The sequence below is a fragment of the Microbacterium sp. NPDC058062 genome, from assembly GCF_042885375.1.
GTDB classification, from domain to species: domain Bacteria; phylum Actinomycetota; class Actinomycetes; order Actinomycetales; family Microbacteriaceae; genus Microbacterium; species Microbacterium trichothecenolyticum_C.
The window spans coordinates 45689-64778 of sequence record NZ_JBHVSC010000008.1 but is presented as its reverse complement, the minus strand read 5'-3'; the positions used below and the strand labels follow the sequence as shown (position 1 = coordinate 64778).

The 19090-nt window shown below is 72.0% G+C and carries 16 protein-coding genes; 7 read left to right on the top strand and 9 right to left on the bottom strand.

What is annotated here, in order from left to right:
* Positions 1-146: 146 nt before the first annotated feature.
* From hpf to mtrA, 5 genes are all read right to left on the bottom strand, one after another.
* Positions 147-806, bottom strand: a complete 660-nt coding sequence (gene hpf, locus ACFVSU_RS20770; RefSeq protein ID WP_310289407.1) for a ribosome hibernation-promoting factor, HPF/YfiA family — start codon at positions 804-806, stop codon at positions 147-149.
* A 122-nt stretch (positions 807-928) separates the two neighbouring features.
* The gene (locus ACFVSU_RS20765; RefSeq protein WP_387147608.1) at positions 929-1588 is read right to left on the bottom strand and encodes a ComF family protein; all 660 of its coding nucleotides are present in this window, start codon (positions 1586-1588) and stop codon (positions 929-931) included.
* Between the two features lie 96 nt (positions 1589-1684).
* Positions 1685-3394 (bottom strand): LpqB family beta-propeller domain-containing protein, encoded by a 1710-nt coding sequence (locus ACFVSU_RS20760; protein WP_387147542.1) that lies wholly within the window; start codon positions 3392-3394, stop codon positions 1685-1687.
* On the bottom strand, positions 3391-5103 hold the full coding sequence (gene mtrB, locus ACFVSU_RS20755) for an MtrAB system histidine kinase MtrB (RefSeq protein WP_387147539.1): 1713 nt from the start codon (positions 5101-5103) through the stop codon (positions 3391-3393). The genes ACFVSU_RS20760 and mtrB overlap by 4 nt, the downstream gene beginning before the upstream one ends.
* 6 nt (positions 5104-5109) lie before the next feature.
* On the bottom strand, positions 5110-5790 hold the full coding sequence (gene mtrA, locus ACFVSU_RS20750) for an MtrAB system response regulator MtrA (protein ID WP_045297395.1): 681 nt from the start codon (positions 5788-5790) through the stop codon (positions 5110-5112).
* 243 nt (positions 5791-6033) lie between these two features.
* On the opposite strand from mtrA, the gene ACFVSU_RS20745 reads away from it, so the two are divergent.
* The 6 genes from ACFVSU_RS20745 (at position 6034) to aqpZ (ending at position 12726) form a co-directional block, all read left to right on the top strand.
* Positions 6034-7578, top strand: a complete 1545-nt coding sequence (locus ACFVSU_RS20745) for a glycerophosphoryl diester phosphodiesterase membrane domain-containing protein (protein ID WP_387147536.1) — start codon at positions 6034-6036, stop codon at positions 7576-7578.
* Positions 7569-8255: a DUF4129 domain-containing protein gene (locus ACFVSU_RS20740; RefSeq protein WP_387147533.1), complete on the top strand. Its 687-nt coding sequence runs from the start codon at positions 7569-7571 to the stop codon at positions 8253-8255. The genes ACFVSU_RS20745 and ACFVSU_RS20740 overlap by 10 nt, the downstream gene beginning before the upstream one ends.
* Complete coding sequence (locus ACFVSU_RS20735) at positions 8252-9445, top strand: DUF4350 domain-containing protein (protein WP_387147530.1); 1194 nt, start codon at positions 8252-8254, stop codon at positions 9443-9445. The genes ACFVSU_RS20740 and ACFVSU_RS20735 overlap by 4 nt, the downstream gene beginning before the upstream one ends.
* Positions 9442-10458: a MoxR family ATPase gene (locus ACFVSU_RS20730; protein WP_056370478.1), complete on the top strand. Its 1017-nt coding sequence runs from the start codon at positions 9442-9444 to the stop codon at positions 10456-10458. Before ACFVSU_RS20735 ends, ACFVSU_RS20730 begins: the two co-directional genes overlap by 4 nt.
* A gap of 5 nt (positions 10459-10463) precedes the next feature.
* Positions 10464-11765 carry a DUF58 domain-containing protein gene (locus ACFVSU_RS20725; protein ID WP_387147527.1) on the top strand — a complete coding sequence of 434 codons (1302 nt, stop codon included), beginning with the start codon at positions 10464-10466 and terminating at the stop codon, positions 11763-11765.
* Positions 11766-11928: 163 nt separating this feature from the next.
* The gene (aqpZ, locus tag ACFVSU_RS20720; protein ID WP_387147524.1) at positions 11929-12726 is read left to right on the top strand and encodes an aquaporin Z; all 798 of its coding nucleotides are present in this window, start codon (positions 11929-11931) and stop codon (positions 12724-12726) included.
* 72 nt (positions 12727-12798) lie between these two features.
* Here the strand turns inward: aqpZ and katG are convergent, their stop codons facing one another.
* From katG to ACFVSU_RS20705, 3 genes are all read right to left on the bottom strand, one after another.
* Positions 12799-15108 (bottom strand): catalase/peroxidase HPI, encoded by a 2310-nt coding sequence (gene katG / locus ACFVSU_RS20715; RefSeq protein ID WP_387147521.1) that lies wholly within the window; start codon positions 15106-15108, stop codon positions 12799-12801.
* A gap of 39 nt (positions 15109-15147) precedes the next feature.
* Positions 15148-15636, bottom strand: a complete 489-nt coding sequence (locus ACFVSU_RS20710) for a Fur family transcriptional regulator (RefSeq protein WP_387147518.1) — start codon at positions 15634-15636, stop codon at positions 15148-15150.
* Between the two features lie 63 nt (positions 15637-15699).
* A complete protein-coding gene (locus tag ACFVSU_RS20705; RefSeq protein ID WP_387147515.1) occupies positions 15700-16695 on the bottom strand; it encodes a stage II sporulation protein M in 996 nt (331 codons plus the stop codon).
* 16 nt (positions 16696-16711) lie between these two features.
* Here ACFVSU_RS20705 and ACFVSU_RS20700 point away from each other — a divergent pair, with 16 nt between their 5' ends.
* The gene (locus tag ACFVSU_RS20700; RefSeq protein WP_387147512.1) at positions 16712-17557 is read left to right on the top strand and encodes an RDD family protein; all 846 of its coding nucleotides are present in this window, start codon (positions 16712-16714) and stop codon (positions 17555-17557) included.
* 14 nt (positions 17558-17571) lie between these two features.
* Here the strand turns inward: ACFVSU_RS20700 and ahcY are convergent, their stop codons facing one another.
* The gene (ahcY, locus tag ACFVSU_RS20695) at positions 17572-19071 is read right to left on the bottom strand and encodes an adenosylhomocysteinase (protein ID WP_387147509.1); all 1500 of its coding nucleotides are present in this window, start codon (positions 19069-19071) and stop codon (positions 17572-17574) included.
* Positions 19072-19090: the final 19 nt, after the last annotated feature.

The following is a 19090-nucleotide window of genomic DNA, read 5'->3' as shown; positions in this document are numbered from 1 at the left end:
GGGGGGGGCGGCGGGGCCGCCCGGGCGGTGGTTGCCGCGGGACCCCCCCCCCCCCCCCCGGGGGGGGGGGGGGGGGGCGGGGGGGGGGGGGGGGGGGGGGGGGGGGGGGGCGCCGCCCCCCCCCCCCCCACCCCTCGGAGTACGTGTCAGGACGCCAGTTCGTCCGGCTGCGTCTGCGTGGTGAGCGAGATCACGCCGTAGTCCCAGCCCTTGCGGCGGTACACGACGCTCGGGTGGTCGGTGCGGGCGTCGATGAAGAGGAAGAAGTCATGGCCGACCAGTTCCATGCGGTCGACGGCCTCCTCCACCGACATCCATTCGGGGTGGAACTCCTTCGTGCGGATGACGACGGGCGTGTAGCCCTCTTCCTCCTCGTTGCCCGTGATGATGGGGATCTCGCCGGTGGCGACGGCGCGGAGCACGTCGACGGATGCGGGCTGCAGATCGATCCCCTGGAGCGCGCCGCTGCCCTTCTCGAACTTGGCGCCGCGGGGGTGGTTGCGCGCGTCGACGCGCTTGTCCTTCGCGCGGCGCAGCTGCTCGCACAGCTTGTCGACCGCGAGGTCGAGGGCGGTGAACTTGTCGCCGTCCGTCGCCTCGGCCCGGATGACGGGCCCCTTGCCGTTGACGGTGAGTTCGACGGTCTCATCCTCCATGCGACCGTTGTGATACGCCCGGTGCGTGACCTTGACCTCCACGCGTTGAGCGCGGGGCGCGAGGTTCTCGATGCGGAGGGCCTTCTCCTCGACGACACCGCGGAAGCGATCTGTGATCCCCACTCCCACGCCGACGATGCTGGTTTCCATCCTTGACCTCCTTGTTCCGGTCCGCCCGGCCAAGGGCGGACCATCAGTCGCCTTGTCACCCCCACGCTAGCCGGGCGTTCGGACTCTGTCACCTGTGAGTTTCGATTGCGTCGGGAAGCCGTTCACCGACGCGTGGGACGCCTCCGCGGAGTGGCTGCGACGGTGATCGCCGCCACCACGTCGGCGCCCTCCGCACGCAGTGCGCGGACCGCTTCGGCGAGGCTCGCACCGGTCGTCACGACGTCGTCGACGACCACGACCCGCCGCCCCGCGCCGCCCGTGGCCACGAGGCTCTGCGCGACGTTCCGCGCGCGGGCGTCCCGGTCGAGCCCGCGCTGATCCCCGGTGCGACGGGCGTACCGGAGCAGTCGGCTCGGCCGCCGGCCGATGCGACGCACCAGCAGATCGGGCACGCGGTAGCCGCGTCGGCGATACGCCTGGCGCGAGGTCGGCAGGGGCACGCACACGGCGTCTCCGGCATCGGCGTGTACCAGCGCCGCCGTGAGCGCCGGGGCGAGTGCTTCGGCCAGGCTCGTGCGCCCTTCCTCCTTGATCGCGCGCAGGACGCGCGCCGCGACCCCCTCGAAGGCCAGGCCGCTCCACACCGCGACAGAGCCGCCCGGGGCCTCGATGAGCTGCCTCCGGGGGTCGGGAGCGAGGGCGAGCGCACAGCGCTCGCAGAGGGCGACGTCGGGCTCGTCGCACCCCGCGCACGAGACGGGAAGCAGGAGCGCGAGCGCATCGGCGCACGCCTCCCGCACGGCGACGAGGATCTCCGGCATCACCGCCTCAGCATCTCGGAGGCGCGCTGCGGTGTCGGCTCCCGCATCCCGGATCGGTGGACCACCGGCGCCGGCACAGCCCTGGGGAGGAACCCCCTACTGCGGCGCGCCCTGCTGGGTCGCGAGGACCCCGATCCCCGTCGCGGTGGGCTGCCAGCTCGTGCCGCGCTTGACATAGAGCGTGCCGTCCTCGGCCCGCAGCCGCAGACTCGAGATCCCGCTTCCCCCGGCGATCGAGGCCATGGCCGACGGTGCCGTCGAGGTGGAGGTCGGCGCGCCGACGACCTGCTCGATGACCGTCGAGTCGGCGTCGGCGCCGCTGGTCAGCACGCCGACCGAGACGTCGTCGATCCACGTGACGCCGATCCGCGTGACGCCGACCACCGCACCACCCGCGACGGCGAGCTGCAACGGCTGACCGAGGCGCACCGGGGCGATGTCGTCGCGGATGACACCGGCCACCGCCACCACCGAGCGCCCGCCCGCGCTCACCACGGCGGCGAGGCGCGTACCGTCTCGCGACAGCGCCATGCCGGCGATGGCGGTTCCTTCACCCCACGCGTCGGCGACCTCGATCACATCGCCGTTCGGCAGGTACGCCCGCAGCGCAGCCGGGTCGTCCTGAGGAACACTCCACACCACCCCGTACTGGTCGATCACCGGATCGACCAGTCCCGGCCGGGTGTCCAGCACCTCGGGCTCGGTGCCGGCGGAGTTCAGCCGCACCACCGCTCCCGAGGCGAGGCGCGCTGCGGCGAGGTCCCGCTCGGCCCCGACCTGCACGCTCAGCGGCGACGCAGCTTCGACGGCAGCCGAGAGGCCGGGGATCTTGTCGATCTCGTCGCCCGTGAGGAATCCGAATCCGGCCTGCGTCAGCACCAGGGGCGTGGCCGGCACGCGGGTGGAGCGCACGGCGACGGGCTGCGCCTCGATCGGGGCGGAGTCCACGGTCATCACGACCTCGGCGACGCCGGCGGCCCGCAGGCTCTCTTCGAGCTGCGTGAGCATGCGATTGCGGTCGTCGCTGCTCGCGGCCAGCATCGCGTCGCCCTTGAGGGCGACGTCGGAGACGCCCGCGTCCGCCGTGGGCACCACCGCGACCTCCGACACCCCGTCGGGGAACGCGGTCTCGACCGACTCCTCCAGCCACTCGCTCTTGGGCTTGTTCACGAGCGCGTTGGCGATGCTCCCCGCCGCCTTCGTCACCGCGAACCACCGGACGTCGGGCACGAGGTACTGGTACGACGGGTCGAAGTACATCAGCGGATAGCGGTGGAACACCTGCGGGAACTGCGCCTCGTCGAGCCAGATGCCGTCGGGCGCCTCGGTGATGCGCCATTCGCCGTCGTCCTGCTGTTCGAGGCGGAAGGTCCAGCTCGCCGGCGACAGGTCGGCTCGCTGATAGGCGCCCTTGTCGTCGACCGAGCCCACGACCTCCGATGCGAAGTCGACGACGCCCTCGCCGGTCTCGACGTAGTCCCTCTCGGCTCGCTCATCCACGATCACCTGGGCGTCCGGGTTCCAGGTGCCACGCAGCGACGGTGCCAGGAACTCCTGGGCCACGGCCCAGTTGCCCAGGACGCCCGGGCCGGATCCGGCATCGATGAACCCCTCGACGATCTGCTGCGGCGTGGCACCCGGCTGCGGCCGGTTCGGGATGAACACGACGTTCTGCGATCCGTTGCCGGTGTTGCCGTTCTCGAGCCCGTACTCCGGCGGCCCGCTCGTGGGAAAGCCCGCGCAGCCGGTCACGACGACCGCGCACAGCGCGAGGATGAGGGCCAGGATGCCGCGTACCCGGGTCATGCGGATCCTCCTCGGGTGCCGGCATCCGTGTCGGTCGCGGCGCCCGGCGGCAGATCGATCGGTGTGGTGAGGCCGAGGTCATCGAGGGCGGCGACCGCGTCGTCGCCCGGATCGACGGGGATCGGCGACTCCCCCGCGAGCGGCACCGCCTGTCTCGGGAGGGTGAGGACGAAGTTCGTGCCGCGGCCGACCTCGGACCACACCGCCAGTTCGCCGCCGTGGAGCTTCGCGTCGCCGAGCGCGATCGACAGGCCGAGGCCCGTGCCGCCGATCGTGCGCTTGCGCGAGGGATCGGCGCGCCAGAAGCGGTCGAAGACGTGCTCGACGTCCTCGGGTTTCATCCCCATGCCGTAGTCGCGCACGCCGATGGCGACGGCCTGCTGGTTGCTGTCCACGCTGACCACGATGGGCCGGCCCTCGCCGTGCTCGATCGCGTTGCCGAGCAGGTTGCGCACCACGCGGCGCACGCGCCGTGGGTCCATGTCGACGGGGGAATATCCCCCCGGCGCCACCAGGCGGACGTCGGTGCCATGCTGCTCCGCGAGCTGCTGCATCGAGCCGATCACGTCTTCCGCGAGGTGGGCGAGGCTCGTCGGTTCGAGTTCGAGCTGGACGGAGCCCGCGTCGTACCGGCTGATCTCGAGGAGGTCGGTGAGGAGGGTCTCGAATCGCTGCACCTGCGCATTCAGCAGCTCGGCCGCGCGTGCGGTGGCCGGGTCGAAGTCCTCGCGCTGGTCGTTGATCATGTCGGCGGCGAGGCGGATCGTCGTCATCGGGGTGCGCAGCTCGTGCGACACGTCGGAGACGAAGCGCTGCTGCACGAGCGAGAGGTCGGCGAGCTCCTTGATCTGCGACTCCATGCTGTCGGCCATGGCGTTGAACGACCGGCCGAGCGTCGCGAGCTCGTCCTCGCCGCGCACCTCCAGACGCACGTCGAGGCGCCCGGATGCGAGCTTGGCGCTGGTGTCGGCGGCCTCGCTGATCGGGGTCGTCACGGATCTCAGCACGAACCACGCGATGCCGCTGATCAGGAGGACGAGACCGATGCCGACCACCCACAGGGTCCGCTGCACGAACGTGAGCGTCTCCGGGGCGTTGGCGAGGTCGTAGGCGAGATAGAGCTCGTACGACGCGACATTGTCGATCGTGAGCTGCTGGCCCACCAGTATGCCGGGGACCGTGGAGTCGTCACCGACGGGAAGCGCGACGGGCTGCCAGATCTGCTGGTCGGGGTTGGTGCGCACGAGTGCCCGCATCGGAGGGGTCAGCAGCTCGTTCATCACCTCTTCGTTGGTGCTGAAGTCCTGCGGCGCGTTGGGCACGAGGGGGCCGATGCGGTAGGCGCCCACGATCGTGGCCGACGACTGGTCGCGGAGCGCCGTGAACGCCAGGGTCATGACGTTCTGCAGCTGGATGGAGTCGTTCTGCACCGAGGCGTCGAGGGTGCGCTGCGCGGCGGCGCGCGCCTGCTCGGCGTCGATCAGCACCTGGTCCTTGCGGGAGGCGAACAGGTCGTTCTGGATGGCGAGGGCCATCCACACGCACGCGATCACGACGGCGAGCGCCGTGAGGCCGATCGTGACGAGGATCGTGCGGAACCGGAGCGAGCGCCGCCAGAGGCCCGCGATGTCCCCCGGCCATGCGCGCCAGAGGCGCCACCACCGGACGCGGGCGCGCGCCGGCGTCACGGCCGTGATGGGCGCGGTCATGGCCGTCTAGACGACGGCGCCGGCGCGGTATCCGACACCGCGCACGGTCGTCACGATCTTGGGGTTGTCGGGGTCCTTCTCGACCTTCGCCCGCAACCGCTGCACGTGCACGTTCACCAGGCGCGTGTCGGCCTTGTAGTGGTAGCCCCACACCTGCTCGAGCAGCATCTCGCGCGAGAACACCTGCTGCGGCTTGGATGCCAGGGCGACGAGCAGCTCGAATTCGAGGGGCGTCAGGGCGATCGGCCCGTCGCCGCGGCGCACCTCGTGCGCGGCGACGTCGACGGTGAGGTCGCCGATCCGCAGCGAGTCGTTCGCCGGCTGGCTCGCCGGGCGCAGGCGGGTGCGGATGCGGGCGACGAGCTCCTTCGGGTTGAACGGCTTGACGATGTAGTCGTCGGCGCCCGACTCGAGGCCCTTCACGACATCGGCGGTGTCGGTGCGGGCGGTGAGCATGATGATCGGGATGCCGGACTCCGCGCGGATCCGGGTGCAGATCTCGATGCCGTCCATGCCCGGCAGCATCAGGTCGAGGAGGATGAGGTCGGGGCGCTCGGTGCGCCACGCGTCGACGGCCTCGGCACCGTCCGCGCAGAAGACCGTCTCGAATCCCTCCGTGCGCAGCACGATCCCGATCATCTCGGCAAGGGCGGTGTCATCGTCGACCACCAGGATGCGTGAAGTCATCGCGCGCGTTCGTTCCTTCTGTCCAGGCGCAGAGGACGACGTGCGCGTCCCCGTGCGCTTCCCACAGAGTAGTCGACCAGGGCTGTGGACCGGCCGAAGCTCGCCCGAACGGACACCGAGAGGCTCATCCACACGGCGGCTGCGGCATCCTTCCGATGTGGAACGATAGGGGCAAGCGCCGTCCTGAGGGCGCGGCCGACGCGCCGCACAGCCCACGACGCGCCGCCGACCGAGAGGGGAATCGTGTCCGCATACCCGGCCTGGACGCCGGCGTCACGCCCCGGGATCATCCCGCTGCACCCGCTGTCGTTCGGCACGATCCTGGGCCGCTCGTTCTCGGCCCTTCGGCAGAACCCGCGCGTGCTGCTGGGCTTCGCGCTCGTCGTGCAGACGCTCGCGTACATCGTCGTCCTCGGCGGTGTGCTCGCCATCGGGTGGGCGACGTTCTCGCGCCTCGACACACTGCGGCCGGGCACCGAGGAGTACGACACCGTCCTGGCGGGGTCGATCGCGCTCACCGCCGTCGCCGGCATCGTGCTGTCGCTCGCAGCGGGCGCGCTCAGCGTCATCGTGCAGGGCATCGTCGTCGTCGAGGTGACGCACGCGGCCGTCGCCGAGAAGCAGACCCTCGGCGCGCTCTGGCGTCAGGTCAAGCCGATCGCGTGGCGCCTCATCGGCTACTCGCTGCTCGTCGTCCTGGCGGTCGTCGCGGTCGTCGCGGTGGTCGTGCTCGGGATCGTCGGCATCGCGATCGCGGCACCGCCGGCGGCGATCCTGCTGACGATCCTCGTGATCCTCGCCGCGATCCCCCTCACGTGGTGGCTGATGATCAAGCTCCTGCTGGTGCCGGCAGCCATCATCGTCGAGCACGCCACGATCCTCCAGGCGCTGTCGCGCTCGTGGACCCTCACGCGCCGGCGCTTCTGGCCGGCCCTCGGCATCATCATCGTGATCAGCGTCATCTTCGCCGCCGTCGCGCAGGTGGTGAGCCTGCCGATGAGCTTCCTCTCGATGGGGCTGACGACGATCATCGCCCCCACAGGCGATCCCGAGCCGACGGCCATCATCGGCTTCATCGCGGCGACGCTCCTCACGCAGGTGCTCACACTGCTCCTGCAGTCCGTCGCCGTCGTCGTGCAGTCGACCGCGACCGCTCTCATCTACATCGACTGCCGCATGCGGCGGGAAGGGCTCGACCTCGACCTGCTCGCGTACGTGGAGCGCCGGGATGCCGGAGCCACCGCCCTCGCGGATCCGTACCGCGAGCACATCGGTCGCGAGATCGCGCCGCGGGGCGTTCCCGGGGCATACCCGGCGCCCGGTTACGCGCCGTACCCGCCCGGATATGCGACCCCGGGGTACCCGCCAGCGGGCGCGGTGTTCTCCACCGCACCGGCGCAGCCGGGTTACGGGCCACCCGCACGGTACGGCACCCAGCCGGGCTACGGCGTGCCGCCCGGCTACGGCGCACCGGCCCAGCCGGGTTACGACGCGCCGACCGGGTACGGTGCACCGGCCCAGCCGGGTTACGGCGCGCCGACCGGGTACGGTGCACCGGCGCAGCCTGTATACGGCGCCCCGGCGCCGCCTGCCTACGGTGCGCCTGCGCAGCCGGCGTACGGTGCGCCCGCCGACCGCCCCGCAGCCCCGGCGCCCGCGCAGCCGCCTGTCGCTCCGCCCTCCGCAGACCCGGCAACCCCGGCGCCCGCGGACGAGCCCTCCTCCACCCGCTGGACCGCCCCCGGCGCCGCACCCGACGGCGCCGACCGCGAGTCGCCGTGGGCCTGATCCCTGCCGCTCTGCGCGCACTCGCGCGCGCGTCCGACGCCGTCCCGCCGCTCACGCCGGACGGTGACGAAGCGCGGCGGTGGGCGGAGCAGGAGCTGTCGGACCCGGCCTACGACATCGCCGAGCCGACGCCGTTCGACCGCATCGCGCGCGCCGTCGGCGACTTCATCGCGTCGCTGTTGAACCCGGACCTCTCGGGCGGCTGGGGCTCGACCTTCGCGCTCGTCGCCGCGATCGTCGTCGCCGTCGTCATCGTCGCGGCTTTCCTGCTGTGGGGCGTGCCGCGGGTGACCCGGCGTGCCGCCTCGCGGACGCCGCTGCTGTTCGGCGAGGCCGAGCACCGCTCCGCCGCCGAACTCCGGGCGGCCGCCGCCGAGCGCGCCCGCGCGGCGGACTGGGACGCGGCGATCGTGCTGCGCTTCCGCGCCCTCGCCCGCGGCTGCCTCGAACGCGGTGTCGTCGACCCGCCGCCCGGTGCGACCGTGCACGCCTTCGCTCGAGCCGCCGGCGCGGCCTTCCCCGCGCTCGAGCCCCGGCTCGAAGCCGCGGCCACCGCGTTCGACGACGTCCGGTACCTGCGGCGTCCGGGGAGCGAGGACCTCTACCGTCTCGTCGAGTCCGCCGACGACGCCGTCGTCGCGGCCCGCCCGGTCATCCGCGAGGAGGTCCCCGCGTGAGCACAGCGACGGCGACCCCGCGGGAGACGTCGGCTCCGGATGCTGGGCCCCGGCGCGGCCGCCGGATCGCGGCGTGGGTCTCGATCGGGCTCGCGCTGCTCGTGATCGGCGGGATCGGCGGGGCGGTGTCGGCGGCGAACCAGTGGGCGCAGCGCGACGCGCTCGACCCGGACTCGACCGGCCCTGGCGGCACGCGCGCTCTCGCCGAGATCCTGCGCGACCACGGCGTCGACGTGGAGGTGGTGCGCGATCGCGCGGCCGCATCGGAGATTCTGGGCACGGAGCCTGCGACCCTCGTCCTCCCGGACGCGCCGGCCCTCTCGGACGACGCGATCGCCGACCTCGCCGCCGACGCGACCGACATCGTGCTCATCGAGCCACGGGCCCGCACGCTCGATCTCCTGCTCCCAGGCGCCGCGCCCGCCGGGGTCGCCCCCGACACGGCGATCGAGCCCGACTGCGATGTCGACGCGGCGCTGCGCGCCGGTGCCGTCGCCCCGGGGGCGGTCTACAGCGCGGGCGATGCCGAGGCGTGCTACCCGGCGGGAGCCGGCTCCGGTCTCGTCGTGCGCTCCGCCGATGACGGCCGCGTCGCCGCGGTCGACGCCCGGCCGCTCTTCGCCAACGAGCACCTCGCCGAGAACGGCAACGCCGCGCTCGCGGTGAACCTGCTGGGGCGGCATCCACTCGTCGTCTGGTACGTCCCGAATCCCGGCGACACCGACCTGGCGAACGCGAACCCCTCGCTCGGCGACCTCACGCCGCCCTGGGTGAGCGCGGTCATCGTCCTCCTCCTGATCGCAGGCATCGCCGCGGGCGTCTGGCGCGGCCGCCGGTTCGGCCCGCTCGTCGCGGAGACCCTGCCCGTGACCGTGCGCGCCTCCGAGACGACCGAGGGCCGCGCCCGCCTCTACGCGCGCGCCGGCGATCCGCTGCACGCGGCGGACCGCCTGCGCATCGGCGGGCTGCGGCGCATCGCCGCCCTCCTCGGCCTCGGCGCGAACGCCGCCGCCCCCGAGATCGCCGACGCCGCCGCGGGCCGCACCGGGCTCGACCGGAGGATCGCGCGCGGCATCCTGATCGACGACATCCCCCGCAGCGACGCGGATCTCGTCGCCCTGAGCACACGCTTGAGAGATCTCGAGGACGCCGTGCGCACGGCCGTCCGCCCCGAAAGGAGTCCCCGATGACGGACACGCCCGCCACCGCGAGCACCGAGGCGCCCGCCGCGACAGACCGCCCACCCCTGGACGACGCCGCCCTGCGCGAGGCGATGAACCGCGTCCGCCTGGAGGTGGGCAAGGCCGTGGTCGGGCAGGACGGCACGGTGACGGGCCTGCTGATCGCCCTGCTGTCGCGTGGTCACGTGCTCCTCGAGGGGGTGCCCGGTGTCGCGAAGACCCTCCTCGTCCGGGCGTTCTCGACGGCGCTGGGTCTCGACACGAAGCGCATCCAGTTCACGCCCGACCTCATGCCGGGCGATGTCTCGGGGTCGCTCGTGTATGACGCGAAGACGGGCGAGTTCGAGTTCCGCGCGGGCCCGGTCTTCACGAACGTCGTGCTCGCGGACGAGATCAACCGCACGCCGCCCAAGACGCAGGCGGCTCTGCTCGAGGCGATGGAGGAGCGCCAGGTCTCGACCGACGGCGTGACCCGTCCCCTCCCCGACCCGTTCCTCGTCGCGGCCACCCAGAACCCCATCGAGCACGAGGGCACCTACACGCTGCCCGAGGCGCAGCTCGACCGGTTCCTGCTGAAGCTCATCGTGGAGGTGCCGGCCCGGGACGCCGAGCTCGCCGTGCTGCGTCGCCACGCGAGCGGATTCGACCCGCGCGACCTCGCGGGCGCGGGGCTGCGCCGCGCGGCGAGCGCCGACGAGATCCGGGCGGCACAGCGGGCCGCGGCATCCGTCACCGTCTCGGACGACGTGCTCGGCTACGTGGTGGATCTCGCGCAGGCCACGCGCCGCAGCCCTTCGGTGCAGCTCGGGGTGAGCCCGCGTGCGGCGACCGCGCTGCTCGCGGCATCGAAGGCGTGGGCATGGCTGGGCGGGTACCCGGCGATCACTCCGGACCATGTCCAGACGATGCTGTTGCCGACGTGGCGCCATCGGATCCGGCTGCGTCCCGACGCCGAGCTCGAGGGCGTGTCCGTCGACGCCGTGCTGGGTTCGGTGCTGCAGCAGACCCGCGTCCCGATCTGAGCCGCATGTACGTCACCGGTCGTCTGCCGCTGCTCCTCGCCGTCGGAGCGCTGCCTGTCGCGCTGCTCTCGGCGGCCGGCGTCGACGCGTGGATCGCGGCGGCGGGGTGGGTGCTGCTGTCCCTCGTCGCGATGCTCGGCGACGCCGCGGCGGCACCGGATCCCCGCAGGATCGCGGTGACGCGAAGGATGCCGGGGCGCGTGCTCCTCGGCCAGCCGGTCGTCGCCGAGCTCGTCCTGCGCAACGGCGGCGAGCGGACGCTCCGGGGCCGCATCCGCGACGCGTGGCAGCCGACGGCGGGCGCTCCTGCGGAACGGCCGGCCGTCGTCATCCCGCCCGGCGAGGCCCGGACCATCGCCGTCCCGCTGCTCCCCCGGCGCCGCGGCGAGCTGCGCTCTCGCTTCGTCGTCGTACGGTCGGACGGACCACTGCGCCTCGCCGGACGCCAGGCTCGCCTCGACGAGCCCGGCGCCGTGCGCGTGCTGCCGCCCTTCACCGCCCGACGTCATCTGCCATCGCGGCTCGCTCGGCTGCGGGAACTCGACGGCAACACCAGCGTGCAGGTGCGCGGCCAAGGCACGGAGTTCGACAGCCTGCGCGAGTACGTGCGGGGCGACGACGTGCGATCGATCGACTGGCGCGCGACGGCGCGGGCCAGCACGACCATGCTGCGCACGTGGCGCCCCGAGCGCGACCGGCACGTCGTGATCGTGATCGACACCGGGCGCACGGCGGCCGCGCGCGTCGGCGACGGGGTGCGGATGGATGCCGCGATGGAGGCCGCACTGCTGCTCGCGGCGCTGGCCACCCGGGCGGGCGACCACGTGCACCTGCTGATGTTCGACCGCACGATCCGCGCCCGCGTCACACGCGTGGACGGGCCCGGTCTGCTGCCCGCGCTGGTGGACGCGATGGCGCCCGTCGAACCCCAGCTGATCGACACCGACTGGGATGCCGCGTTCGCGCAGGTGCGCGCCCTCACCTCCCGCCCGTCCCTGGTGGTGCTCCTGACCGCTCAGGACGCCGCCGAGGCGGCGCGCGGATTCCTCGGGTCGCTCCCCGCCCTCGCGCGGGGGGCGCACGTGCTGGTCGGCACGGTCACGGACGAACAGGACGAGCTGCCGGAGCGCCCCGACGCCGCCGATGTGTACCGCGCCGCCGCCGTCGAGCAGAGCGCCCACGACGCCGCCGTCGTTGCGGCGGCGATCGGCCGCGCCGGGGGCGAGGCGATCGCCGCGACACCCGAGGACCTGCCGCCCCGCATCGCCGACCGCTACCTCGCGCTGAAGGCCGCCGGTCGTCTCTGAGACGTCGAGGAGCAGCATCCGCCACCCCGAACGGGTGGCGACCGCCGCCTGAACCGCCCGGGAAACTTGCGGAGATCAGGCGTTGTTCACGGACACTCCGCACGCGGTTCCTGGGAAACGGCTGAGGATGCCGCTAGCCTCGCGGCGAGGAAAGGAGTCCGCCATGTCGGATACCACCATCCCGCCCACCACGGTGAACAAGCTCGTCGCGGAGGCTCTGGGAACGTTTCTGCTCGTCTTCGGCGGTGTGGGCGCGGCGCTGTTCGCGGCCAACTTCCCGGCCGGTGACGAGGGCAATCCGCTGGGCATCGCCTTCGTCGGCGTCGCGCTCGCGTTCGGTCTGACGGTCGTGGCGGGCGCCTACGCCTGGGGGCCGATCTCCGGCGGCCACTTCAACCCTGCGATCACGCTCGGCCTCGCCGCTGCCGGCCGCTTCGAGTGGAAGAACACGATCGGCTACATCATCGCGCAGGTGATCGGCGGCGCCCTCGGCACGACGCTCATCGTGCTGATCGGCATCTTCGGCACGAACAACTGGCTCGCCAACGCGCAGGACAGCGGCTTCGCGTCCAACGGCTACGGCACCGGCGACTTCGGCTCGCCGGGCGGCTTCGAGCTGGGCGCGGCGATCATCGCCGAGGTTCTGCTGACGGCGATCTTCGTGCTCATCATCCTCGGCGTCACCCACTCGACGCGGGGCACCGCGGCGCTCGCGCCGCTTGCGATCGGCCTCACGCTGACCCTCATCCATCTGATCTCGATCCCGATCGACAACACGTCGGTGAACCCGGCCCGTTCGATCGCCGCCGCGATCTACGGCGGTCCCGGCCCGCTGTCGCAGCTCTGGGTGTTCATCGTGTTCCCGATCGTCGGCGGCCTCATCGCCGGCGTCCTGCACCGCGCGCTCTTCGAGCCCAAGGGCACGCTGCCTCCGGTGCCGGCCGAGGCGCGCGTCAAGTAATCACCGCACACACCACGAAGAGCGGCCCGCCCCCTTTCGGGGACGGGCCGCTCTTCTGCGGGTCAGCGGGTGTCAGACGAGGTCGAACCGGTCGAGCTCGGTGACCTTGCCCCAGGCCTTCACGAAGTCGCGCACGAACTTCTCGTTCGCGTCGTCCGAGGCGTAGACCTCGGCGACGGCGCGCAGCTCCGAGTTCGACGAGAACAGCAGGTCGACGCGCGTGCCGATGCCCACGGGCGCGCCCGAGCCGTCCTTGACGCCCGCGAACGCGTGCGCACCCGGGTCGAGCGGCTTCCAGGTCGTGCCGAGGTCGAGCAGGTTCACGAAGAAGTCGTTCGTGAGCTCGCCCTTGCGGTCGGTGAACACGCCGTACTCCGAGCCGTCCCAGTTCGCACCGAGGACGCGCAGGCCGCCGACGAGCACCGTCAGCTCCGGCGCGCTCAGCGTGAGCAGGTTCGCGCGGTCGATGAGGTGGTGCTCCTCGGGCATGAACGCCTGCGGTCCGTAGTAGTTGCGGAATCCGTCGGTGGTCGGCTCGAGGAACGCGAACGACGTGACGTCGGTCTGCTCCTGCGTGGCGTCGGTGCGGCCCGGGTGGAAGACCACCTCGGCGTCGACGCCGGCGTCCTTCGCCGCCTTCTCGACCGCCGCGTTGCCGGCGAGCACGATGAGGTCGGCCAGCGACACCTTCTTGCCGTCGGTGCGGCCGTCGTTGAACGACGCCTGGATCTGCTCGAGCTTCGCGAGCACCGTGGCGAGCTGGGCGGGCTTGTTGACCTCCCAGTCCTTCTGCGGGGCGAGGCGGATGCGGGCGCCGTTGACGCCGCCGCGTTTGTCGCTGCCGCGGAACGAGGATGCTGCCGCCCACGTGGTCTCGACGAGCTCCGACACGCTCAGCCCGCTGTCGAGGATCTGCGCCTTCAGCGCCGCCGCGTCCGCCGCGTCGATGAGCTCGTGGTCGACCGCGGGCACGCGGTCCTGCCAGAGCAGCTCCTCGGCGGGGACCTCGGCGCCCAGGTAGCGCTCGATCGGGCCCATGTCGCGGTGGGTGAGCTTGAACCAGGCGCGCGCGAACGCGTCGGCGAACGCCTCGGGGTCGTCCTTGAACTTCCGCGAGATCGCGTCGTACGCGGGGTCGGTGCGCAGGGCGAGGTCGCTCGTGAGCATGCGGGGCTCGCGACGGCCGTTCGAGTGCGCCATGGGCACCATGTCGGCGCCGCCGCCGTTGATCGGGCGCCACTGGTGGCCGCCGCCCGGGCTGCGCATGAGCTCCCACTCGTAGGCGTAGAGGATGTGGAAGAACTCGTTGTCCCAGCGCGTCGGGTGGTACGTCCACGTCACCTCGAGGCCCGACGTGATGGTGTCGTCGCCGTGGCCGGTGCCGTGGCCGTTCTTCCAGCCGAGACCCTGCTCCTCGAGGCCGGCGGCCTCGGGGTTGTCGCCGACGTTCGTGTCGGGCGCGGCGCCGTGGGTCTTGCCGAAGGTGTGACCACCGGCGATGAGCGCGACGGTCTCCTCGTCGTCCATCGCCATGCGGCCGAACGTCTCACGGATGTCGCGCGCCGACTTCAGCGGGTCGGGCTCGCCGTTCGGGCCCTCCGGGTTCACGTAGATGAGGCCCATCTGCACGGCGGCGAGCGGGCGCTCGAGGTCGCGGTCGCCCGAGTAGCGCTCGTCGGCGAGCCACGTGGTCTCGGGACCCCAGTACACGTCGGCGTCCGGCTCCCACACGTCGGCACGTCCACCGGCGTAGCCGAAGGTCTCGAAGCCCATCGACTCGAGCGCCACGTTGCCCGCGAGGATCATGAGGTCGGCCCACGACAGCGACTGGCCGTACTTCTTCTTGACCGGCCAGAGCAGGCGGCGCGCCTTGTCGAGGTTGACGTTGTCGGGCCAGCTGTTCAGCGGTGCGAAGCGCTGCTGACCGGCGCCGCCGCCGCCGCGGCCGTCGGTCACGCGGTACGTGCCGGCGCTGTGCCACGCCATGCGGATCATGAGCGGGCCGTAGTTGCCGAAGTCGGCGGGCCACCAGTCCTGCGACGTGGTGAGGGTCTCGGCGATGTCGGCCTTGACCGCGGCCAGGTCGAGCGACTCGAAGGCCGCTTTGTAGTCGAAGTCCTCACCGAGCGGGTTGGCGACCGCCGGGTTCTTGGCGAGGATCTTGAGGTTCAGCTGGTTCGGCCACCAGACGCTGTTGGCGTTGCCGGTGGTCGGATGCGGCTGGCCGCCGTGGATGACGGGGCAGCCCTCGGTCTCGTTCGGGCGCGGGCGGGTCTCGCCGTCCTCGCGCTCGTCGACCGGGGTGTCGATCGGGGTGACCGCCTGATCGGCGTCGGTCGGGTTCTCACCGATCTCCGGGATCGTGTCGTTGGTGTCGGTCATGGCTTCCTTCCAATCGGATGGGCTGGGAATCGGACAGGATCAGGGGCGCGCCGCGACGGAGACGGCCGGTTCGCCGTCGGCCGAGGCCGCCTGCGCGCATGCGGGGCAGATGCCCCAGAAGGTCACCTCGGCCACCTGCACCGCGTAGCCGTGCGCGTCGGCGGGCGTGAGGCACGGTGCCGCGCCGACGACGCAGTCGACGTCCTCGACGGCGCCGCACTGCGAGCAGATGAGGTGGTGGTGGTTGTCGTCGACGCGCAGCTCGAACAGACCAGGGCGGCCCGCGGGCTCGATGCGGCGCGCGAGGCCGGCGTCGACGAAGTCGCCGAGGGCGTTGTACACCGACTGCAGGCTCGTGGCGGGAAGCGTCCGGGCGACGACGGCGAACAGCTCGTCGGCGCTCGCGTGAGGGCGCTCGATCAGCGCATCGACGACCGCGCGCCGCGAGTCGGTGACCCGCAGTCCCGCGGCACGCAGTCGCGTCGCCGTGTCGACGGCGCGCGCATCGACGTCGGTCTGCGGGGTCATACCCCGAGCTTAGCGTTGTTTTGAGTAACTCAAAACAGTGATATGCGGCATCCGTCTCGGGGATCAGCCCGCGACGAGCGTCGGGGTGCCCGCCTCGTACTCGGTGAGGTCGCCGGTCTCCCCCAGCCGGTGCGCACGCCGGCCGAACACGAGCATGTAGACGAGGAACAGGGCGAGCGCCGCCGCGCCGATGCCGATCTTGACCGGCCAGGGCCAGGGCTGCGCCGTCACGAAGCCCTCGATGACGCCCGACACGCCCAGCGCGATCACGAGGCCGATCGCGATCGTCGCGAGGGAGCGGCCCGCCGCGGCGAGCGCTTCACCGCGCGAGCGCGGCCCGGGTGCGACCCAGGCCCAGAAGATCCGCAGCCCCGCAGCCCCGGCCACGAAGATGCAGGTGAGCTCGAGCAGGCCGTGCGGGAGGATGTACAGCACGAACACGTCGCCGCGGTCGAACGCCGCCATGATCGCCGCCGCGGTGCCGACGCCGACCGCGTTCTGCACGAGCACCATGATCGGCCAGATGCCGGTGATGCCGAACAGCACGCACTGTGCGGCGATCCAGGCGTTGTTGGTCCACACCGTTCCGGCGAACACCGCCGCGGGGTTCTCGCTGTAGTAGTCCGTGAACTGGTTCTCGGCGTACTTCTCGAGCTGCGCCTGACTTCCGAGGCTCGCGATCAGCGCAGGATCACCGGAGACCCACAGCGCGACGACGACCATCACGATGACGAAGCCGACCGCGATCGCAAGCGTGGTCCACCGCACGCGGTACAGCGCGGCGGGCAGCTGCAGCGCGAAGAAGCGCGGGATCTGGCGCATGACGTTCTCGGGCGCACCGGTCAGTCGCAGCCGGGCGCGGCCCAGCATGGTCGAGATGTGGTCGCCCTGGACGCTGCGGCCCGCCGATGTCTTCGCATCGGCGAGGTCGGCGGAGGCCGCGCGATACCGGGTGACGAGCTCGTCCACCTCGGCGCCCGACAGGCGACGGGCGCGGCTGAGCTCGTCGAGGCGCGCCCACTCCTCGCGCCGAGCCGCCGTCAGCGCGTCGAGGTCCATGCGCTTTACTGTAGCCATGCCCGCCGAGCAGCCCGCCATCGTCGACATCCACCAGGACGAGGTGCTCACCGGCGAGGCCGTCGCGCTCGACGTGCAGCCGCTCGGCTTCTTCATGCGCGCACTCGGGGTGATCATCGACATGATCCTCGGCGTCGCGGTGTTCCTGCTGCTGGTGTGGGGCATCACCTGGCTCGCGGGCATCGGCGCCGTGGACGAAGCGGTGATGCCGATCCTCACGATCGTGCTCCTCGTGCTCGTCATGGTGGTGATCCCGACCGTCGTCGAGACCACCAGCCACGGGCGCAGCCTCGGCAAGCTCGCCGTCGGCGGCCGCATCGTGCGGGCCGACGGCGGCGCCTCGGGTTTCCGTCACGCCTTCATCCGCGCCCTCGTGGGCGTGTTCGAGCTGTGGTTCACCGTGGGCGCCGTCGCTGCGCTCGTCGGCGCCTTCACCCCTCGGTCGCAGCGTCTCGGCGACCTCCTCGCCGGAACCTACTCCGAGCGCACGCGCACGCCGCGCCTCCCCGACCCGCAGCTCGGCGTCCCGCCTCAGCTCGCCGAATGGGCCGCCGTCGCGGATATCGCGCGACTTCCCGAACGCCTCTCCCGGCGCCTGGCTCAGTTCGCCCGATCGGCGGCGAGCATGGAGCCGACCGCGCGTGCGCGGGTCGCAGCATCCCTCGCCCGAGAAGCCGCCGAGCACGTCTCACCGGTGCCGTCCGTCGACCCCGAGACGTTCCTCATCGGGGTCGTCGCCGTCCGCCGCGAGCGCGAGCTGCGGGCACTGCGGCTCGAGACCGCGCGCGCTGATGCGCTCGCGGGTCCGGTGTCGGCGCCGCCCCGCGGCTTCCCCGAGCGCTGAGTCCGGGGCCGCACTCAGTAGCGGTAGTGCTCCAGCTTGTACGGACCCTCGACCGGCACGCCGATGTACGACGCCTGCTCGGGGGTGAGCTCGGTGAGCTGCACGCCGAGCGCGTCGAGGTGGAGGCGCGCGACCTTCTCGTCGAGGTGCTTGGGGAGCACGTAGACCGCGGTCGGGTACTCGTCGCGCTTCGTGAAGAGCTCGAGCTGAGCGAGAACCTGATTCGTGAACGACGCGCTCATGACGAACGACGGGTGGCCCGTCGCGTTGCCCAGGTTCAGCAGACGGCCTTCGCTCAGCACCAGCACGCTGCGCCCGTTCGGAAGGCGCCACTCGTGCACCTGCGGCTTGATCTCGATCTTCTCGACCCCCGCGAGGGACTCGAGGCCCGCCATGTCGATCTCGTTGTCGAAGTGGCCGACGTTGCCGACGATCGCGAGGTGCTTGAGCTTGAGCAGGTCGTCGACGGTCACGACGTCCTTGTTGCCGGTGCCGGTAATGACGATGTCGACCTCGCCGGCGACGTCGTCCAGGCGCGCGACCTGGTAGCCGTCCATCGCGGCCTGCAGCGCGCAGATCGGGTCGACCTCGCTGACGATGACGCGCGCCCCCTGCCCGCGAAGCGCCTCGGCGGCGCCCTTGCCCACGTCGCCGTAGCCGCACACGAACGCGACCTTGCCGCCCATCAGCACGTCGGTCGCGCGGTTGATGCCGTCAGGGAGCGAGTGGCGGATGCCGTACTTGTTGTCGAACTTCGACTTCGTCACCGAGTCGTTCACGTTGATCGCGGGGAACAGCAGATCGCCGGATGCCGCGAGCTCGTAGAGGCGGTGAACGCCCGTGGTGGTCTCCTCCGTGACGCCGAGGAGGCCCTCCGCCATGCGCGTGAAACGCTGCGGGTCGCGCGCGAGGCTGGCGCGCAGGGTCTCGAGGACGATGCGGTATTCGGCGGAGTCGTCGGCCGCAGCATCCGGAACCGAGCCCGCCTTCTCGAATTCGACGCCCTTGTGCACGAGGAGGGTGGCGTCCCCGCCGTCGTCGAGGATCATGTTCGGGCCGTCGTAGCCCTCGGCGGTCCAGTCGAAGATGCGGTCGGCGAGGCGCCAGTACTCCTCGAGGGTCTCGCCCTTCCACGCGAAGACCGGGACGCCGGCGGGGGCGTCGACGGTGCCGGTCGGTCCGACGACGACGGCCGCGGCTGCCTCATCCTGCGTGGAGAAGATGTTGCAGCTCGCCCAGCGTACCTGCGCGCCGAGGGCCACCAGCGTCTCGATGAGCACCGCGGTCTGCACCGTCATGTGCAGCGACCCCGCGATGCGGGCGCCCTTCAGCGGCTGCGATGCCCCGAATTCCTCCCGCAGCGCCATGAGCCCCGGCATCTCGTTCTCGGCGAGGCGCAGCTGATGGCGCCCCGCTTCCGCGAGGGAGAGGTCGGCGACCTCGTACTCGAAGCCCTCGCGGGACTCGGTGACCTCGGTGGCGGCAGGCGTGGCGACGGGCGTGTGGGTCGGCATCCGCCCATTCTCCCACGCC

What these genes read in the sequence shown, in the direction of transcription:
- aqpZ (WP_387147524.1), top strand. Translation starts at nt 11,929, where the DNA reads ATGTCGGATACCACCATCCCGCCCACCACGGTGAACAAGCTCGTCGCG.
- mtrB (WP_387147539.1), bottom strand. Translation starts at nt 5,103, where the DNA reads ATGACCGCGCCCATCACGGCCGTGACGCCGGCGCGCGCCCGCGTCCGG.
- ACFVSU_RS20760 (WP_387147542.1), bottom strand. Translation starts at nt 3,394, where the DNA reads ATGACCCGGGTACGCGGCATCCTGGCCCTCATCCTCGCGCTGTGCGCG.
- ACFVSU_RS20765 (WP_387147608.1), bottom strand. Translation starts at nt 1,588, where the DNA reads ATGCCGGAGATCCTCGTCGCCGTGCGGGAGGCGTGCGCCGATGCGCTC.
- hpf (WP_310289407.1), bottom strand. Translation starts at nt 806, where the DNA reads ATGGAAACCAGCATCGTCGGCGTGGGAGTGGGGATCACAGATCGCTTC.
- ACFVSU_RS20730 (WP_056370478.1), top strand. Translation starts at nt 9,442, where the DNA reads ATGACGGACACGCCCGCCACCGCGAGCACCGAGGCGCCCGCCGCGACA.
- ACFVSU_RS20725 (WP_387147527.1), top strand. Translation starts at nt 10,464, where the DNA reads ATGTACGTCACCGGTCGTCTGCCGCTGCTCCTCGCCGTCGGAGCGCTG.
- ACFVSU_RS20705 (WP_387147515.1), bottom strand. Translation starts at nt 16,695, where the DNA reads ATGGACCTCGACGCGCTGACGGCGGCTCGGCGCGAGGAGTGGGCGCGC.
- ACFVSU_RS20710 (WP_387147518.1), bottom strand. Translation starts at nt 15,636, where the DNA reads ATGACCCCGCAGACCGACGTCGATGCGCGCGCCGTCGACACGGCGACG.
- ahcY (WP_387147509.1), bottom strand. Translation starts at nt 19,071, where the DNA reads ATGCCGACCCACACGCCCGTCGCCACGCCTGCCGCCACCGAGGTCACC.
- katG (WP_387147521.1), bottom strand. Translation starts at nt 15,108, where the DNA reads ATGACCGACACCAACGACACGATCCCGGAGATCGGTGAGAACCCGACC.
- mtrA (WP_045297395.1), bottom strand. Translation starts at nt 5,790, where the DNA reads ATGACTTCACGCATCCTGGTGGTCGACGATGACACCGCCCTTGCCGAG.
- ACFVSU_RS20700 (WP_387147512.1), top strand. Translation starts at nt 16,712, where the DNA reads ATGCCCGCCGAGCAGCCCGCCATCGTCGACATCCACCAGGACGAGGTG.